Here is a 16,277-nt window from a genome sequence, read left to right on the forward strand (position 1 = left end):
CCCGTGGAGCAGCTCCGACACCTGCTCTACGGGGAGGGGCGGGGCGTCCGTCGCGGGGGAAGCGGATTTTTTTCGAGCGGGTTACGGGACCGAGGGGAGCGCGCTCAAGGTGGGGGTGGGGAGCGAGACGGACGGCACGGCGGGGACGGCCGACTCGGTCGGGACGGCCGACAGGTCGGGCAGATCCGTCACCTTCGGCAGCGTGGGGACCCCTGACACCCCGGGCACCTTCGGGACCTCCGGCGCGGACACCGACACCTCCGGCAGGGGCGGCACGGACAGCGGCACCACCGGAGCCCCGTCGCCGGGCGCCCCGGCCGCTCGGGGAGTGGCCGTCGTGGACGAGGGCTCGGGCGACTGCCGGGCGCGGGTCGTGCCGGTGGCGTCGGTCCGCAGGGCGCCCGTGCCAGGGGCCACGGACGGCCGCGGTGCCGTCGGCCCGCTGCCGCCCATGTCCAGCGCGTACGGCAGCACGAACCCGGCCACCGCGAGCGTCGCCGCGGTCGACGCGACCGCCACCGCCTGCGCCTTGCCGCCGGCCTTGAGGCGCCCCCGTCCGAACAGGAACAGGGCGAAGCCGAGCGTCGCGGCCAGCGAGTTCCGCAGGGTCCGCCGGGCCCGGGCCAGGAGCGACTCGACCGTGCGGTAGCTCAACCCCATCCGCACGGCGACCTGGCTCACGTCCAGGTCCTGAGACTTCAGCCGCAGCGCCTCCGCCTGCCGGGCCGGCAGCTCCCCGCTGCGCACGGCCAGCCACTTGGCCTCGGCCCGGTCGCACACGGCCTCCTCGACAGGCACGGGCCCCGGCGCGACGAGCGTGGGCCTGCTGTGCACCTCGGCCTCGCGGTTGACCTGCCGGTACCGGTCCACACACAGCCGCATCGTGACCGTCGTCAGCCAGGCACCGAGCCGCTCGTCGTCCAGATCCGGGCGCTCCGCCGCGCGCAGCATCGCCTCGTGCACCGCGTCCTCGGCGTCCTCGAGGCTCATCGACCGGCGCCGAGCCACCTTGAGCAGCTGCTCGCGGTGGCTCCACATCCGCTGCCAACGCTCGTCTGCCCGTATCTCCGCAGGCATGTCCGTCGCCATGAGGGCCCCTTCGCGCTCACCCGCCGGTCTTGTCCCGGTCCGGCGGGTGGCGACATTACCGCCGGGTAGCCGCGGTTGTGGAGGGGGTGGAGGCCATCGAGTCCGCGCTGTTACTGGTCACAGGCCGGTGCTGGGCAGCAGGTCACCGACGGGGAGGTCGATGGTCGGGACGGGTGTGGGGGCGAGGGGCTGCGACGTTTTCCCGGGCGCCGTAGGGGAGTTGGCGGGCGTCGCAGAGGCCGGCGTGGGCGACGGGGAGGTACTGGGGCGGTGCGTCGGGGTCGGTTTCGGCTCCGGCGTGGATTTCGGCCGCGACGGCGTCGGATGCTCCGAGGACCGCGCGGCCGGCGTCACGGAGCCGGAGCCGTCCGGCACCACCCGATGCCCCTCCAGGAAATACGCGTACCAGGCGCTGACCGTCCGCAGATACGCCGCCGAGTGGTTGTAGCCGAGAACCGCCTGGTCCAGCCCGGCGGGGTCGGACAGATCTCGTCCACCCGCGCACAGATACCGCCCGGCGGCGAGCGCCGCGTCGAAGACGTTGTCCGGGTCGGCCCGCCCGTCGCCGTTGCCGTCGGTGCCCCAGCGTGCCCAGGTCGACGGGATGAACTGCATCGGCCCGACCGCGCGGTCGTACACCGCGTCCCCGTCGTAGGCCCCACCGTCCGTGTCCCGTACGACGGCGAAGGCGCCGCCGTCCAGCCGTGGACCCAGGATCGGCGTCACCGTCGTACCGTCCGAGGTCACCCGGCCGCCGCCCGCCTGCCCCGACTCCACCTGGCCGATCGCGGCCAGCAGCTGCCAGCGCAGTCCGCAGCCGGGTTCGCTGCGCGCGAGCTCGGTCTCGGCGTTCCGGTAGGCGGCGAAGACGGTGGCGGGCACCGCGCCGCCGGTCACCGACGCCGTGCCCGTTCCCGCGTCCGTGCCCTTGTGCCTGCGCGTGAGCGGTGGAAGATCCGTGCGGTACGGAGTGTCACCGGACACGCTCGGCCCGTGCTCCGCGGTCTCCCGAGTCGCCACGGTGGCCCGCGCCTCGGCCGCCCCCGGTGCCTGCGACGCCGTGAGCGCCGCCATCGCCGCCGCCGCGACCGCCGTACCCCTGACGCGTCTGACCCTCTGCCCTGCCACGTCCCGATCCCCTCCCTGTGAGCTGCTCTCGACTGCTCTACGGGGACGGGCGGCACGTCCGTCGGTGTGCTGAGGGCCTGGCCGGCGGATCATGTCGGCGTCGCGGGGTCGTGCTGTTTCTTGCAGCCGACCTGATCCGCCGGACAGGCCCTACCCTGAAGGCGTGGCCCGGTCCAACGACGAGGTCGCCGCGCTGCTCCAGGAGTACGCGGACCTGATCTCGATCACCGGAGGAGACGCGTTCAAGGCACGCGTCTACGAGAAGGCTGCCCGGTCGGTCGGCGGCCACCACGCCGACGTCTCCACGCTCGACCTCAAGGGCCTCCAGCAGATCCCGAACGTCGGGAAGTCGATCGCCCAGAAGGTCCTCGAGTACTTCGACAACGGCAGCGTGTCCGCCGTGGAGGAACTGCGCGCGAAGATCCCCGCCGGGGTTCGGCGCCTCACGGCCATCCCCACGCTCGGCCCCAAGAAGGCCCTGACCGTGTACGAGGAGCTCGGCATCTCCTCGGTCGACGAACTCGCCGACGCCATCCACGAGGAAGGGCTGCGCGACCTGAAGGGCTTCGGGCCGAAGACCGAGGAGAACATCCTCCACGGCATCGAGCTCCTGCAGTCGGCCGGCGGACGCGTCCAGCTCGACGTCGCCATGGAACTCGCCGACGACATCGTCACCGCGCTGTCCGCGGTCAAGGGCTGCCTGCGGTGCGCGTATGCCGGATCGCTGCGCCGGGTCCGGGAGACGATCGGCGACATCGACATCCTCGCCGCGGCCGAGAAGTCGGCACCGATCATGCGGGCGTTCACCGGGCTGCCGTACGTCACCGAGGTCATCGGACAGGGCGAGAAGAAGACGTCGGTGCGCACCAGCAAGGGCCTCAACGTCGACCTGCGCGTCGTACCGCCGGACTCCTGGGGCGCGGCGCTGCAGTACTTCACCGGCTCGAAGGCCCACAACATCCGCACCCGCGAGCGGGCCGTGCACCACAAGCTCAAGCTCTCCGAGTACGGGCTCTTCGACGTCGAGAGCGGCGAGAAGATCGTCTCCGAGACGGAGGAGGAGGTGTACGCCCGGCTCGGGCTGCCGTGGATCCCGCCCACGCTCCGCGAGGACCGCGGGGAGATCGAGGCCGGGCTGCGCGACGAACTGCCCGACCTGGTGACCGAGGCCGACCTGCGCGGCGATCTGCACACCCACACCGACCTCACCGACGGGCTCGCCCCGCTGGAGGAGATGGCCGAGGCGGCCGCCGCGCGCGGCTACGCCTACTACGCGGTCACCGACCATGCGCCGGACATGGCCATGCAGCGCATGACGGACGAGCGGATGCTCGCCCAGCGCGAGCGCGTACGCGAACTCGACGGCACCTACGCCACCCGCGGCAGGCGCGGCGGCCTGCGGCTGCTGCACGGCACCGAGCTGAACATCGGCCCCGACGGCGAGGTGGACTGGCCGGAGGAGTTCCTCGCCGGGTTCGACCTCTGCGTGGCCTCCGTGCACTCGCACTTCCACCAGGACCGCCGGGCACTGACCCGGCGCATCGTGCGGGCCTGCGAGAACCCGTACGTCGACATCATCGGCCACCCCACCACCCGCATCATCGGCAAGCGGCCCGGCATCGACGCCGACCTGGACGCGATCTTCGCCGCCTGCGCCCGCACCGGCACCGCGCTGGAGATCAACGCCCACCCCGACCGCCTCGACCTGCGCGACGAGGACATCCTGCGGGCCCGGCGGCACGGCGTGAAGTTCGCCGTCGACAGCGACGCCCACGCCGTACCGCACCTGGCCCACATGCGCTACGGCATCGGCACCGCCCAGCGCGGCTGGCTCACCAAGGACGACGTGATCAACACCTGGCCGGAGCGGCGGCTGCGGGGCTTCCTGCGGAAGGGGAGGTCGTGACGGCGAGACCTGCCCGAAAACGCGTGCCCCAAGCTCTCGGCACACCCCGGACGGCGTACGGCCGGGCCGACGGGTCCGGGGCCAATGGGGGCTAATGGTGCTTCCCGCTGCCCTGGCCGCCGCTTGCCTTGCCGTTCCCGGCGGTGTCGTCCGGGCCGCCGGGGTTGCCTGAAGCGCCGTTGGCGGGGGCGCCGGTGTTCCCCGCCGCGCCGTTGCCGGCCGTTGCGGTGGCCTCGCCGGCTCTGCCCGTGCCGGACGGCGTGCCCGGCGCGGCCGTCGCCCGTGCGAGCTGCTCCGAACAGTACGCGGCGACCTTGTCCTTCCCGCCGGCGGAGACGACGAGTTGCCGCCAGGCCCTCGCGTCGAGCGCCTGACCTCGCTCCTCGACCTGTTCGTAGGCGCGGCAGTGGGCTTCGGTGTCCTGGGCGGGGCCGGAGCCGTCCGCCGGTCCTGGGCCGCCGGAGGACGCCGAGGGGGCTTCATCGCCCGGCCTGCCCGGGGCGAGCGTCGACGAGTGTGGGGTCCCCCGGCCGGTACCGGCACCGTCCGTGGACGAGCCGGCGGAACCGATGGCCGCGACCGCGACACCGCCCAGGGCGAAGCCGGCGAACACCACGCCGAACGTCATCTTCACAGGGCGCCCGACCCGCCGCTCCGCGGGCAGCCGCCAGTCGTCCCGGTGCCGGGTACGCGCACGGTGCGCGCCCGCGCCGTGCGCGGTCCGGAAGGCGGCCAGGGCTTGCTTCTCGGCCTCGGGGTCGAGAGCGCCTCCGCGCAGGGCGAGGGCCAGCACCGTTTCCAGCGCGGCGGGGTCACGCACGTCCCACGGGCCGGACACGGCGTCGCGGGGGTGCAGACGTCGACGGCCCGGGACTCCGTTGCCGCTCAGCCGTTCACCCATGTCCGCTTCCGCTCCTGTCCGACAGGGTCGATCCGTTCCGCGTGCCGAGCCCTGGTGCCCGTCTGTCGGCCTGCTGTCGCCGCCGTTGTCGTACCGACTCCCCCCAGCGTCCGGGCGGCCTCATCCGTCACACCCTCTTTCGCCTCGCTGTCGACGCCCAACTGGCGGGCGAGGCGTTTCAGGCCCCGGTGTGCGGCAGTGCGCACCGCTCCCGGGCGCTTGCCGAGGACACGTGCGGAGGCGGGGCCGTCCAGGCCGACGACGACCCGCAGGAGTACGGCCTCGGCCTGGTCCCGCGGCAGCCCGCGGACCAGTTCCAGGGCCTGTTCGGTGGAGAGCGACTCCAGGGCCTGTTCATGGGTGCTGTGCGGGCCGGGCAGGTCCAGTACGTCCTGTTCGGTCCCGCCCGCCCGGGGCCGTACCCGCTGCCGGCGCAGATGATCCAGTGCCCGGTGCCGGGCGATCGTCACCGTCCAGCCGCGGAACCCGGCCCCGTCGCCCTTGAAACGTCCGAGGTCGCGGGCTATCACCAGCCAGGCGTCGGACGCCACGTCCTCTGCGTCGTTGCCGACGAGACCGTGCAGGTAGCCGAGCAGGCCCGGCTGCACGATCCGGTAGGCGACCGCGAAAGCGGTCTCGTCACCATCCTGGGCCCGCGCGACTGCCGCGCCCAGTTCCCTGTCGTACGCCTGCACGCGGCGGGGTTGCCGTACCTGGCCCAAGACTTTCCTCGTTCGCAGCGGGTTTCATGGCTCGTCCATGCCGTCCGCCGTGCTCCGGTCGCATCGACGCCCCCATGGTGACCAGCGCGCGTCCTCACAGAAGTGTCACAACGCACAGCGCATCCTTCACAGCTCGTCGGCGCCCCACGTCCGGCGGTGCCGGGACGGCGGTGTGCGGCGGGCACCTCCCGGCCGGGTGACGTTTCGCGCCGGCCGTGCGCTCCATGAGTACCGAGCCCGCGCCGGACGGGCCAAGGATGACCGCCCGGCCGTATGCAGGCATCGCGATCGACCACTCCCCTGACCCCTCTCCGTGCCGCTCAGGTCTCCCCCCGTGAGCGGCACGGAGAGGGACGGGGCGGCCGAAACCCCCCTCACCCATGGGGTTTCGGCCGCCCCCACACACCGGGCGGAGGTGTAACACTTCCGGCCGCGTTCGCTCTTTCCATGCGGACGGCCGCGTCGGTCGGCCGGGGACAGGGAGCACGACTCGTGCAGTGGACGGACGAAGACGGCGGGTCGTACGGCGAGGATCCGTACGGCGGCGCCGGGCAGTATGCCTACGGCTACGAGTACGCCACTGGAACGCATCCCTGTGCCGCCGGCACGCATCCTCACGCCGCCGGACCGGACCCGGCCACGACGGCATGGGACTCTGCCCATGGCGATGTCCTCACCGTGCCGCTCCCGCGGTTCGACACGGCCGGCCACCCCGTTCCGGAATCGGACACGCACGCAGGACAGTCGGTGCGGCCCGTCTTCGTAGACTCCTCGGGGCGACGCCAGCGCCGTGTGCTCCGCGCCGCCCGGCTGCTGGCGATCCCCGCCGGCGGCTACGTCGCCCTGCTGATCAGCACGATGCTGGGCGGCCCCAGCATCAGCTCTCCGTTCGTCCCGCAGCCGGACTCCCCGCACCCGACCGCGCCCCGGGCGACCGCACCCGACTCCGGGCACTCCGGAGAGAGCACGAGCCCCACCACTGCGCGGAAGAAGGCCGGCCCCGCGCTGCGGCAGACCCCCGGCGTCCCCCGGCGGTCGGCGGTTTCCACCGCCCCTGCGGCCACGTCCGGGCCCACCGCGACGCCCACCCGGACCACCAAGCCGAACCAGGCCGCCACCCCCACCTCCAAGGGGCGCGCCCTCGGCTCGTCCCACCACCCCGTGAAGTGACGCAAGGCCCTGACGTGACCGATCGCCGACGCCGCAACGCTCCAGCTCACCGTCACAGCCGTACCCGCCGGATCACGCCCCGCACCCACTGGCTGCTGCTGAGCGTGCTGGCGGTGACCCTGGCGACGGCCCTCCTGCTGCAGGGTTACACCCATCACATGTTCGGGATCGCATCGGACGACGTGACCGGCGCCCGTGGCCGGAGCGACGCGGTACCCAGCGGGGTGGCCCAGGGCGGCCCGGTGATCGCGAACGCCGCCACCTCCGCGCACACCGCCCGCGTGAAGGCCCGCACCGTCGCGCTCACCTTCGACGACGGGCCCGATCCCGTCTGGACGCCACGGATCCTGGACGTGCTGCGCCGCAACCATGTGCACGCGACCTTCTTCGTCGTCGGCACCGAGGTCGTCGACCACCCGGAGCTGGTCCGCCGGATCATCGCCGACGGCAACCAGATCGGCATCCACACCTTCACCCATCCCGACCTGGCCCGTCTCGCCCCGTGGCAGCGTTCTCTGGAGCTGCGCGAGACGCAGTTGGCGGTGGCCGGCGCCGCGGGCGTCACCACCGCACTGCTGAGGCCGCCGTTCTCCTCGAGGAACGACGCGTTGGACGACGCCGACTGGTCCGTCCTCAGACAGGCCGACGCGGCGGGCTATGTCACGGTGCTCTCCACCCAGGACGCCGAGGACTGGCGGCGCCCCGGTGCGGACCGCATCCTCGCCGATGCGACACCGCATGGCCACGCCGGGCAGATCGTGCTGATGCACGACGGCGGCGGCGACCGGTCACAGACCGTCGCCGCGCTGAGCGCTCTGGTCCCACGGCTCAAGGCGAAGGAATTCCGGTTCGCGACGGTCGGCGACGCGGTCGGCATGGCCGCGCCCGTCCAGCCCGCCGGGCTCGGCGACCATCTGCAGGGGCTGGCCCTGATCAAGGTGCTGCGGGGCGGCGACTGGATCGTGTGGCTGCTGGGCGTGCTGATGTACGCGGCCGGAGCGATCAGTGTGCTGCGCGCTGCCGTCGTACTGATCGCCGCCCGGCGGCACCGACGCCTGCGCAAGAGGCGCCGCGGCCATTCCTGGGGGCCGCCGGTGACCGAGCCGGTAAGTGTCGTCGTCCCCGCGTACAACGAGAGCGCCGGCATCGAGGCGGCCGTACGCTCACTGCTCGCCTCGGACCATCCGGTGGAGATCATCGTGGTGGACGACGGTTCCACCGACGGGACCGCCGACCTGGTGGAGTCGCTCCACCTGCCGGTGCGGGTGATCCGGCAGCCGAACGCGGGCAAGCCCGCCGCGCTCAACGCCGGTCTCGCCGCCGCCAGTTGCGACCTGGTGGTCCTGGTCGACGGCGACACGGTCTTCGAATCCGACACCGTCCGCACGATCGTGCAGCCCTTCGCCGACCCCCGCGTGGGCGCCGTCTCGGGCAACGCCAAGGTCGTCAACCGTGGTGGTCTCCTTGGCCGTTGGCAGCACATCGAGTATGTGGTCGGCTTCAACCTCGACCGCCGCCTGTTCGACCTCGCCGAATGCATGCCGACCGTCCCCGGAGCGGTCGGCGCGTTCCGCCGCCGGGCTCTGCTCGACCTCGGCGGCGTCAGTGACACCACCCTCGCCGAGGACACCGACCTCACCATGGCGCTGTGCCGCGACGGCTGGCGCGTGGTGTACGAGGAGGGCGCGGTGGCCTGGACCGAGGCGCCCGCGTCACTGAGTGCCCTGTGGCGGCAGCGGTACCGCTGGTGCTACGGCACCCTGCAGGCGATGTGGAAGCACCGCGGCGCGCTGGTGCAGCGCGATGCGGGAGGAAAACTGGGCCGTCGGGGCCTGGGCTATCTGCTGCTCTTCCAGGTACTGCTGCCCCTGCTCGCACCCGTCGTGGACGTCTTCGCCCTGTACGGGCTGGTCTTCCTCGACCCGGTCCGGATCATCGGGTTGTGGCTCGCCTACCTGCTCCTGCAGCTCCTGATGGGCCTGTACGCGTTCCGCCTGGACGGAGAACGCCCGGGCCCGCTGTGGAGCCTGCCGCTGCAGCAGTTCGTCCACCGGCAGCTGATGTACCTGGTGGTGATCCAGTCCGTCTTCACCGCCGTGTCGGGCTCACGGCTGCGGTGGCAGCGCATGGAGCGGTACGGCAGCCTGCGGGCCCCGGTGGGCGCGGTGGCCCCGGTGGCCGCGGAGGCGCCCGGCGACTACCTCCCTCCGCAGGACGCCGGACTGCCGCAGTGGGTGCCGTACGACCCCCACCAGCAGCCGTCGCCGTACGAGACAGGGCAGTTGTACTGAGCCGACCGAGCGGTAGTGATCCCCACCGAGCTGAGAGGAGAGTGAGCAGAGCCCATGAGCGGACGCCGGCGCCGACCGCCGCAGCGCAACGACAGCGGCACGCGTGCCGGGGGTGACCGTGGCATGGGCGGCCGGCCCTCACGTCGAAGGGCGCCGCAGAAGAAACGTTGGCTCGACTACCCGCGCCGAGGCAGGGCGGGCCTGCGCCGCTGGCTGCCGTCGGTGCGCCAACTGCTCGCGCTCTTCCTGCTCTTCTTCGGCGGCACGGCAGCGGCCGTCGGCTATGCCTACGCCACGGTCACCATCCCCGACCCCAATCCCACGGCACTGCTGCAGAACAACGTCTACTACTGGTCCAACGGCACGGTCCTGGCGACCGACGGCAGCGTCAACCGGCAGAACGTGTCGCTCTCGCAGGTACCCGCCGATGTGCAGGGGGACTTCATCGCCGCGGAGAACGCCTCGTTCTACACCGACCCGGGTATCGACCCCCAGGGAATCGCCCGCGCCGTCGTCCACATGGCCGAGGGCGGCTCCGTCCAGTCCGGATCGACGATCACCCAGCAGTTCGTCAAGAACACCTACCTGGATCAGTCGCAGACGGTCTCACGCAAGTTCAAGGAACTGCTGATCTCCACCAAGATCGGCGCCGTCATGTCCAAGGACCGGATCCTCCAGGGATATCTGAACACCTGCTTCTTCGGCCGTCAGGCCAACGGCATCCAGGCCGCGGCCCGCATGTACTACAACCTCCCGGTGGAGAAGCTCGACGTGAGCCAGGGAGCCTTCCTCGCCGCGGCGGTCAACGAGCCGAGTCTCTTCCAGCACGTGGACTCCGACCCCGCGGCCAGGGCGCGGGCGGAAGCCCGATGGTCCTGGGTGCTCGACCGGATGGTGAAGACCGGCAGACTCACGCCCGGGCAGCGGGCACGGTACGCGGCCGCCGGATTCCCCGCTCCCAGGAAGTGGACCCCCGGTGCGGGGCTCACGGGCGAGACCGGTTACCTGGTCCAACTCGCCAGGTCGTACATCGAGGCACACGACCCGACGATCACCGACAGCAGCCTGAGCCGGGGTGGCTACCAGATCCACACCACCTTCGACCGGAAGAAGACGGCGGAACTGGCCAGAGCCGTCGCCAAGGTGCGGGGGCAACGCCTCGACCCGGCCCACCGGTCGGTCGACCGGGACGTCCAGGTCGGAGCCGCCTCGGTGGAACCCACGACCGGCCGGATCCTCGCCGTCTACGGAGGCCCCGGCTTCGACCACGCCCACTACTCGGACAACGCCGACACCTCCGGCGTCCCGGTGGGCTCGACCTTCAAACCCGTCGTCCTCGCCGCCGCACTGCAGCACGGAGCCGTGCTGCAACCCGGCAGGTCCCCGGAGTCGATCACCCCGGCCAGCAAGTTCGACGGGGACGACGGCATCCGGATCAAGGACCAGCAGGGCAACTACGTCGCCGACCCCAAGGACCCCACCGGCCTCCTCCACCAGCACAACGACACCGACCAGCGCTGGGGCTACATCTCCCTGCGCAAGGCGATGGAGGAGTCGGTCAACACGCCGTACGTGCAGCTGGGAGAGGACGTCGGCTACGGGAACGTGGCGAGGACGGCCGAAACCCTCGGCCTGCGCCCGGACAGCCTCGCCGCCCCCAGCGCCGGCTTCTACATCGGCACCTCGACACCGAGTGCCATACGGATGGCGAGTGTCTACGGGACCTTCGCCGCCTCCGGAATGCAGGCCGCCCCGTACTCGGTGACCAAGGTGACCCACAACGGCTCGGCACTGTCCGGCTTCACCGCCCCCACCCCCGTGCGGGCCCTGCCCGCGCCGTTCGCCGACAACGTGACCGACGTGCTCCGGGGCGTCATCGCCCGGGGCACCGGCACCAAGGCCCAGGCTCTCGGCAGGACCGCTGCAGGCAAGACCGGAACCACCGACGACTACCGGTCGGCCTGGTTCATCGGCTACACCCCGCAGCTCGCCACCTCCGTCGTCCTCTTCCGGGAGGACGCGAACCACCCGGAGCTGCAATCCCTGGTGGGCGTCGGTGGTCTGCAGAAGGTGTTCGGCGGTGACATCCCCACCGACATCTGGACCCAGTACATGCGCGACGCCCTCGCCGGCCTGCCCGACGCCCCCTTCCCCACGCCCGCCACCCTCGGCCACGGCACCGACGAGCCCGGCGCTCCCACGCCCTCCGCGTCCGCGTCCCCCGGCAAGCGGGGCGGCAAGACCGGCAAGAAGACGACCACCACGACCGCACCCACGCCGGGCGCTCCGACGACCCGCCCCAAGTGCCACGCCCACAAGTGCCGTTGACCGACAACAAAGAACCCCCGGGCCCATGATCCCGGGGGTCTCACAGGGAGCGGGTGACGACAGTCGAACTCGCGCTCTCGGGCAAGCAACTGCTTCCGGAGCTGGAGAACATCCACCTGTTGCGCACCCGCCGCCTGGCCCGGCCACAGCCTTCGCGAGCGTGAGCCGGCCCGGCGCGGGCTCGGCCGGCCGGCTGCGCGTGACCAGGCGTTCCACCTTCGACCGCCGTGCCTCCACCCAGGCCGGCACCGGGTCCGGCCCGAACGCTGAGGCCATGTCCTGGCAGGCCGGCGGCCCATGACCGAACCGGAGACGGTGCGCGGTCACCTGCAGGATGCAGGGGTGGTCCCCCGACGGCACCGACCCGACGTCGTCGGTGCGGCGGCGGATCTCCTTGTTGAGCGCGGAGGCATGCGCTGGTCGGTTATGGTCGCCTCGTGACGGGCGAACCGGCTCCGTCGTCGTGAAATTGATCGGCCTGCGGTGCATCGTGGCTGTGAGCAGTCGGTCGGTGCCTCCGTGTTGTGCCCTGATGTGCCCTCATGCTGGGTGATCTGGGTAAAAGTGCAGGTCAGAGAGGTGTTCTGGTGGCGCAGTGCGACTGAGAGTGGAGTTCACGACCGAGCCCTTCAACCTCGACGAGGCACCCGCGCACGCGCTGGTCGCCCGCGAGGTCGTCGAGGCGGCCGAGCTGGACGCGGTGGACGTCGGTCCGTTCGGCAACACGGCGGAGGGCGGCGCCGACGCGGTCCTGACCGCCGTGGACGCCCTGCTGCGCAAGACCCTGGAGGCCGGCGCCACCCGGATCTCGCTGCAGGTCAACGTGATCGGGGAGGGCGCCGAGTGACCGGCACCGGCGACGAGCCCTTCATCACTGCCGTGAAGCCGCTGGTCGACGCCATGGGCGGCGAGATGCTCCCGCCCGACGAGGCCGGCCCCGACGATGTCGTGCTCTCCTGGGAGGGCGTCGACGCGGTCGCCGTACGCCTGCCCCAGCTCGCGGACTCCCTCGACCACATCCTGGCCGCCATGGAGCGCAAGCAGGGCAAGCCGCTGGCCGAGCTGGACCGCAAGGCCAAGCAGAAGGTCGTACGGATACTCGAGGCGCGCGGCGCCTTCTCCGTACGGCACGGCGTGGAGACCGTGGCGAGCGCCCTCGGCGTCAGCCGCTTCACGGTCTACAACTACCTCAACCGCGAGAAGGACAGCTGAGCGCCGCGGGTTTGTTACCCCGAATTTTCAACAAAGTGTTGACGTGATGTGGCGTCGAGGCGTTAGCTGACGGCAGCCCGTTCAGCACGAAGGCCCTTCGCGGCCACGGAGGCACCCGTGACGTCGACTTCCACGCCCCCGGGCCTGGCCCGGTTCAACGTTCTGGAGGAGCACGCGGCCCTCGGCGCCCTCCACGACGCGTGCGCCGCCACGGCATGGGCGAAGCGGCTGCTCGCCGCCCGCCCGTACGCCACCGTTGACGATCTCTACGCGACCAGCGATGCCGCCATGGCCGAGCTGACCGCGGCGGACCTCGCGGAGGCGATGGCCGGGCACCCGCCGATCGGCCGACCCAAGCCGGGCGACCCGACCTCAGCGCGGGAGCAGCGCGGCATGGCCGGCGCCTCCGAGGAGCTCAGGGCGGAGATGCTCGAACTGAACCTGGCCTACCAGGACAGGTTCGGCCATGTCTTCCTCATCTGCGCCACCGGCCGGACCGGCGAGCAGATGCGCGACGCGGTCAAGGAGCGGATCGGGAACTCGCCGGAGCGGGAGCGAGAGATCGTCCGCACCGAGCTGGGCAAGATCAACCGCATCCGACTGGCCCGACTCGTCGAAGAGGACGCCTGACCATGAGTACGAGCACCACCGCTTCCGTGTCCACGCACATCCTGGACACCAGCGTCGGCCGCCCCGCCGAGGGCGTCGCCGTCGAGCTCTCCGCCCGAAGCGGCCGGGATGCCGCATGGCAGACGCTCGGCGGCTCCGCGACCGACGCGGACGGGCGGTGCAAGGACCTGCCGGCCCTGCCGGAGGGCACCACACACGTACGGCTCGACTTCGCGGTGGAGCCGTATTCCGAGAAGAAGCAAGCCGATGCGCAGCAGGACGCCCCCGCGAATCGGGACAGCGGTGCCGTGTTCTTCCCCGAGGTGGCGATCACCTTCGCCGTCAACCCCGGGGAGCACTACCACGTGCCGCTGCTGCTCAACCCGTTCGGCTACTCCGTATACCGAGGGAGCTAGCTAAATGACACTCAATTCCCGCCCTGCCCACCCTGTGATCCTGGGACAGAACCAGTACGGCAAGGCCGAGAACCGAGTCGTGAAGATCACGCGGGACGGCACCACCCACCACATCAAGGACCTGAACGTCTCGGTCGCGCTCTCCGGCGACATGGACGAGGTCCACTACTCCGGCTCCAACACCAACGTGCTGCCGACCGACACCACCAAGAACACGGTGTACGCGTTCGCCAAGGAGCACGGCATCGAGTCGGCCGAGCAGTTCGGCATCCACCTGGCGCGGCACTTCGTGACCTCGCAGGAGCCGATCAAGACCGCCCGGATCCGCATCGAGGAGTACGCCTGGGAGCGGATCGAGGCGTCCGACGCCGACTCCCGGCTCATCGGCGCGGACGAGGCCAAGCACTCGTTCGTGCGCAAGGGCCAGGAGACCCGGCTCACGCAGATCACGTACGACGGTTCGTCGTGGGAGGTCGTCTCCGGCCTCAAGGACCTCGTCGTGATGAACTCGACGAACTCCGAGTTCTGGGGCTACGTCAAGGACAAGTACACGACGCTCCCGGAGGCCTACGACCGCATTCTGGCCACCCAGGTCTCGGCCCGCTGGCGGTTCAACTGGACCGACGACGAGCAGCGGATGCCCCACTGGGAGGACTCCTACCAGCAGGTGAAGAAGCACATGCTCCAGGCCTTCGCCGAGACGTACTCGCTCTCGCTCCAGCAGACCCTGTACCAGATGGGTTCGCGGATCATCGAGAACCACAGCGAGATCGACGAGGTCCGCTTCTCGCTGCCGAACAAGCACCACTTCCTGGTCGACCTGGAGCCCTTCGGGCTGAAGAACGACAACGAGGTGTACTTCGCCGCCGACCGCCCCTACGGCCTGATCGAGGCGACCATCCTGCGGGACGGCTGCGAGCCGAGGATCCCGGTGGACCTCACCAACCTCTGATCAACTCCCGTTGCGGCACCCGCGGCCCGCCTGTGCGGGCCGCGGCACTCAAATCCCGGGGTCCTGCCGTGCCCACTCCACACAGTCCACTGAGCGAAAAGGACGAATCATGGCAGCAGCCCAGCGCACCGTCATCGAGAACTGTTCGATCGCGACCGTCGACGCCAACGACACCGAATACGCGAGCGGTTACGTCGTCATCGCCGACAACCGGATCGAGTCGCTCGGCGCGGGCAAGGCCCCCGAGGGCCTGGAGAACGTCGTACGCCGTGTCGATGCCTCAGGCCACCTGGTGACCCCCGGCCTGGTCAACACCCATCACCACTACTACCAGTGGATCACCCGGGGCCTGGCCACGGACCACAACCTCTTCGACTGGCTCGTCGCGCTGTACCCGACCTGGGCGCGCATCGACGAGCCGATGGTGTACTCGGCCGCGCAGGGCTCCCTCGCGATGATGGCCCGCGGTGGTGTCACCACCGCGATGGACCACCACTACGTCTTCCCGAAGGACTCCGGCGACCTGTCCGGCGCCATCATCCGCGCCGCCCGCGAAATGGGTGTCCGCTTCACCCTCGCCCGCGGCTCCATGGACCGCAGCGAGAAGGACGGCGGCCTGCCCCCGGACTTCGCCGTCGAGACCCTCGAAGGCGCCCTCGCCGCGACCGAGGCGACCGTCGACGAGCACCACGACGCCTCCTTCGACGCCATGACCCAGGTGGCCGTGGCCCCCTGCTCGCCCTTCTCCGTCTCCACCGAACTCCTGCGTGAGGGCGCGGAGTTGGCCCGCCGACTCGGGGTGCGGCTGCACACCCACGGCTCGGAGACCGTCGAGGAGGAGCAGTTCTGCAAGGAGCTGTTCGGCATGGGTCCGACCGACTACTTCGAGTCCACCGGCTGGCTCGGCGAGGACGTGTGGATGGCGCACTGCGTCCACATGAACGACTCCGACATCGCCGCCTTCGCCCGTACGAAGACCGGTGTCGCCCACTGTCCTTCGTCCAACGCCCGTCTCGCGGCGGGTATCGCCCGCGTCCCCGACATGCTGGCGGCCGGCGTCCCGGTCGGCCTCGGTGTCGACGGCACGGCGTCCAACGAGTCCGGCGAACTCCACACCGAGCTGCGCAACGCCCTGCTCATCAACCGGCTCGGCGCCCACCGCGAGGCGGCCCTGAACGCCCGTCAGGCGCTGCGCCTGGGCACGTACGGCGGCGCCCAAGTGCTCGGCCGTGCCGCCGAGATCGGCTCACTGGAGCCCGGCAAGCTGGCCGACCTGGTGCTGTGGAAGCTGGACACCCTCGCCCACGCCTCCATCGCCGACCCGGTGACCGCGCTGGTCTTCGGCGCGGCGGCCCCGGTCACGGCCTCCTTCGTGAACGGCCGTCAGATCGTCGAGGCGGGCCGCCTGTCGACCGTCGACGAGGACGCGATCGCGCGCTCCACGCGGGCGGAGGCACAGCGCCTGGCGCGCATCGCCGCGCAGGGCTGACCATTTGGAGATCTCCGGTCGAGGGGGACGGCCCTCGACCGGTGGTCATGGGCCCGAGCCGGGT

General features: G+C 71.2%; 15 protein-coding genes. 11 read left to right on the forward strand and 4 right to left on the reverse strand.

Annotated elements, in window-relative coordinates; genetic code table 11:
* Positions 1–81 precede the first annotated feature (81 nt).
* Complete coding sequence (locus tag ACWC09_RS38330) at positions 82–1,089, reverse strand: sigma-70 family RNA polymerase sigma factor (protein ID WP_450855661.1); 1,008 nt, start codon at positions 1,087–1,089, stop codon at positions 82–84.
* Positions 1,090–1,206: 117 nt separating this feature from the next.
* Positions 1,207–2,217 (reverse strand): lytic murein transglycosylase, encoded by a 1,011-nt coding sequence (locus ACWC09_RS38335; protein ID WP_450855662.1) that lies wholly within the window; start codon positions 2,215–2,217, stop codon positions 1,207–1,209.
* A gap of 163 nt (positions 2,218–2,380) precedes the next feature.
* Here ACWC09_RS38335 and polX point away from each other — a divergent pair, with 163 nt between their 5' ends.
* On the forward strand, positions 2,381–4,123 hold the full coding sequence (gene polX, locus ACWC09_RS38340; protein ID WP_450855663.1) for a DNA polymerase/3'-5' exonuclease PolX: 1,743 nt from the start codon (positions 2,381–2,383) through the stop codon (positions 4,121–4,123).
* 91 nt (positions 4,124–4,214) lie between these two features.
* On the opposite strand, the gene ACWC09_RS38345 is transcribed toward polX, so the two are convergent.
* Positions 4,215–5,024: a hypothetical protein gene (locus tag ACWC09_RS38345; RefSeq protein ID WP_450855664.1), complete on the reverse strand. Its 810-nt coding sequence runs from the start codon at positions 5,022–5,024 to the stop codon at positions 4,215–4,217.
* The gene (locus ACWC09_RS38350) at positions 5,009–5,746 is read right to left on the reverse strand and encodes an RNA polymerase sigma factor (RefSeq protein ID WP_450855665.1); all 738 of its coding nucleotides are present in this window, start codon (positions 5,744–5,746) and stop codon (positions 5,009–5,011) included. Before ACWC09_RS38350 ends, ACWC09_RS38345 begins: the two co-directional genes overlap by 16 nt.
* A gap of 492 nt (positions 5,747–6,238) precedes the next feature.
* On the opposite strand from ACWC09_RS38350, the gene ACWC09_RS38355 reads away from it, so the two are divergent.
* The 10 genes from ACWC09_RS38355 (at position 6,239) to ACWC09_RS38400 (ending at position 16,213) form a co-directional block, all read left to right on the forward strand.
* Positions 6,239–6,916 carry a hypothetical protein gene (locus ACWC09_RS38355; RefSeq protein WP_450855666.1) on the forward strand — a complete coding sequence of 226 codons (678 nt, stop codon included), beginning with the start codon at positions 6,239–6,241 and terminating at the stop codon, positions 6,914–6,916.
* Between the two features lie 14 nt (positions 6,917–6,930).
* Positions 6,931–9,207, forward strand: a complete 2,277-nt coding sequence (locus tag ACWC09_RS38360; protein WP_450855667.1) for a bifunctional polysaccharide deacetylase/glycosyltransferase family 2 protein — start codon at positions 6,931–6,933, stop codon at positions 9,205–9,207.
* Positions 9,208–9,261: 54 nt separating this feature from the next.
* Positions 9,262–11,535, forward strand: coding sequence for a transglycosylase domain-containing protein (locus ACWC09_RS38365; protein WP_450855668.1), 2,274 nt, complete (start codon positions 9,262–9,264; stop codon positions 11,533–11,535).
* Positions 11,536–11,695: 160 nt separating this feature from the next.
* Positions 11,696–11,836 carry a hypothetical protein gene (locus ACWC09_RS38370; protein WP_450855669.1) on the forward strand — a complete coding sequence of 47 codons (141 nt, stop codon included), beginning with the start codon at positions 11,696–11,698 and terminating at the stop codon, positions 11,834–11,836.
* Between the two features lie 294 nt (positions 11,837–12,130).
* Positions 12,131–12,382, forward strand: a complete 252-nt coding sequence (locus tag ACWC09_RS38375) for a hypothetical protein (protein ID WP_450855670.1) — start codon at positions 12,131–12,133, stop codon at positions 12,380–12,382.
* On the forward strand, positions 12,379–12,747 hold the full coding sequence (locus ACWC09_RS38380; RefSeq protein ID WP_450855671.1) for a helix-turn-helix domain-containing protein: 369 nt from the start codon (positions 12,379–12,381) through the stop codon (positions 12,745–12,747). Before ACWC09_RS38375 ends, ACWC09_RS38380 begins: the two co-directional genes overlap by 4 nt.
* 117 nt (positions 12,748–12,864) lie before the next feature.
* Positions 12,865–13,377, forward strand: coding sequence for a 2-oxo-4-hydroxy-4-carboxy-5-ureidoimidazoline decarboxylase (gene uraD / locus ACWC09_RS38385; protein WP_450855672.1), 513 nt, complete (start codon positions 12,865–12,867; stop codon positions 13,375–13,377).
* Between the two features lie 2 nt (positions 13,378–13,379).
* Positions 13,380–13,772: a hydroxyisourate hydrolase gene (gene uraH, locus ACWC09_RS38390; protein ID WP_450855673.1), complete on the forward strand. Its 393-nt coding sequence runs from the start codon at positions 13,380–13,382 to the stop codon at positions 13,770–13,772.
* Between the two features lie 4 nt (positions 13,773–13,776).
* Positions 13,777–14,724 (forward strand): factor-independent urate hydroxylase, encoded by a 948-nt coding sequence (gene pucL, locus ACWC09_RS38395; RefSeq protein WP_450855674.1) that lies wholly within the window; start codon positions 13,777–13,779, stop codon positions 14,722–14,724.
* 109 nt (positions 14,725–14,833) lie between these two features.
* Positions 14,834–16,213 carry an 8-oxoguanine deaminase gene (locus ACWC09_RS38400; RefSeq protein ID WP_450855675.1) on the forward strand — a complete coding sequence of 460 codons (1,380 nt, stop codon included), beginning with the start codon at positions 14,834–14,836 and terminating at the stop codon, positions 16,211–16,213.
* Positions 16,214–16,277 lie beyond the last annotated feature (64 nt).

The sequence above is a fragment of the Streptomyces sp. NPDC001617 genome, from assembly GCF_053596855.1.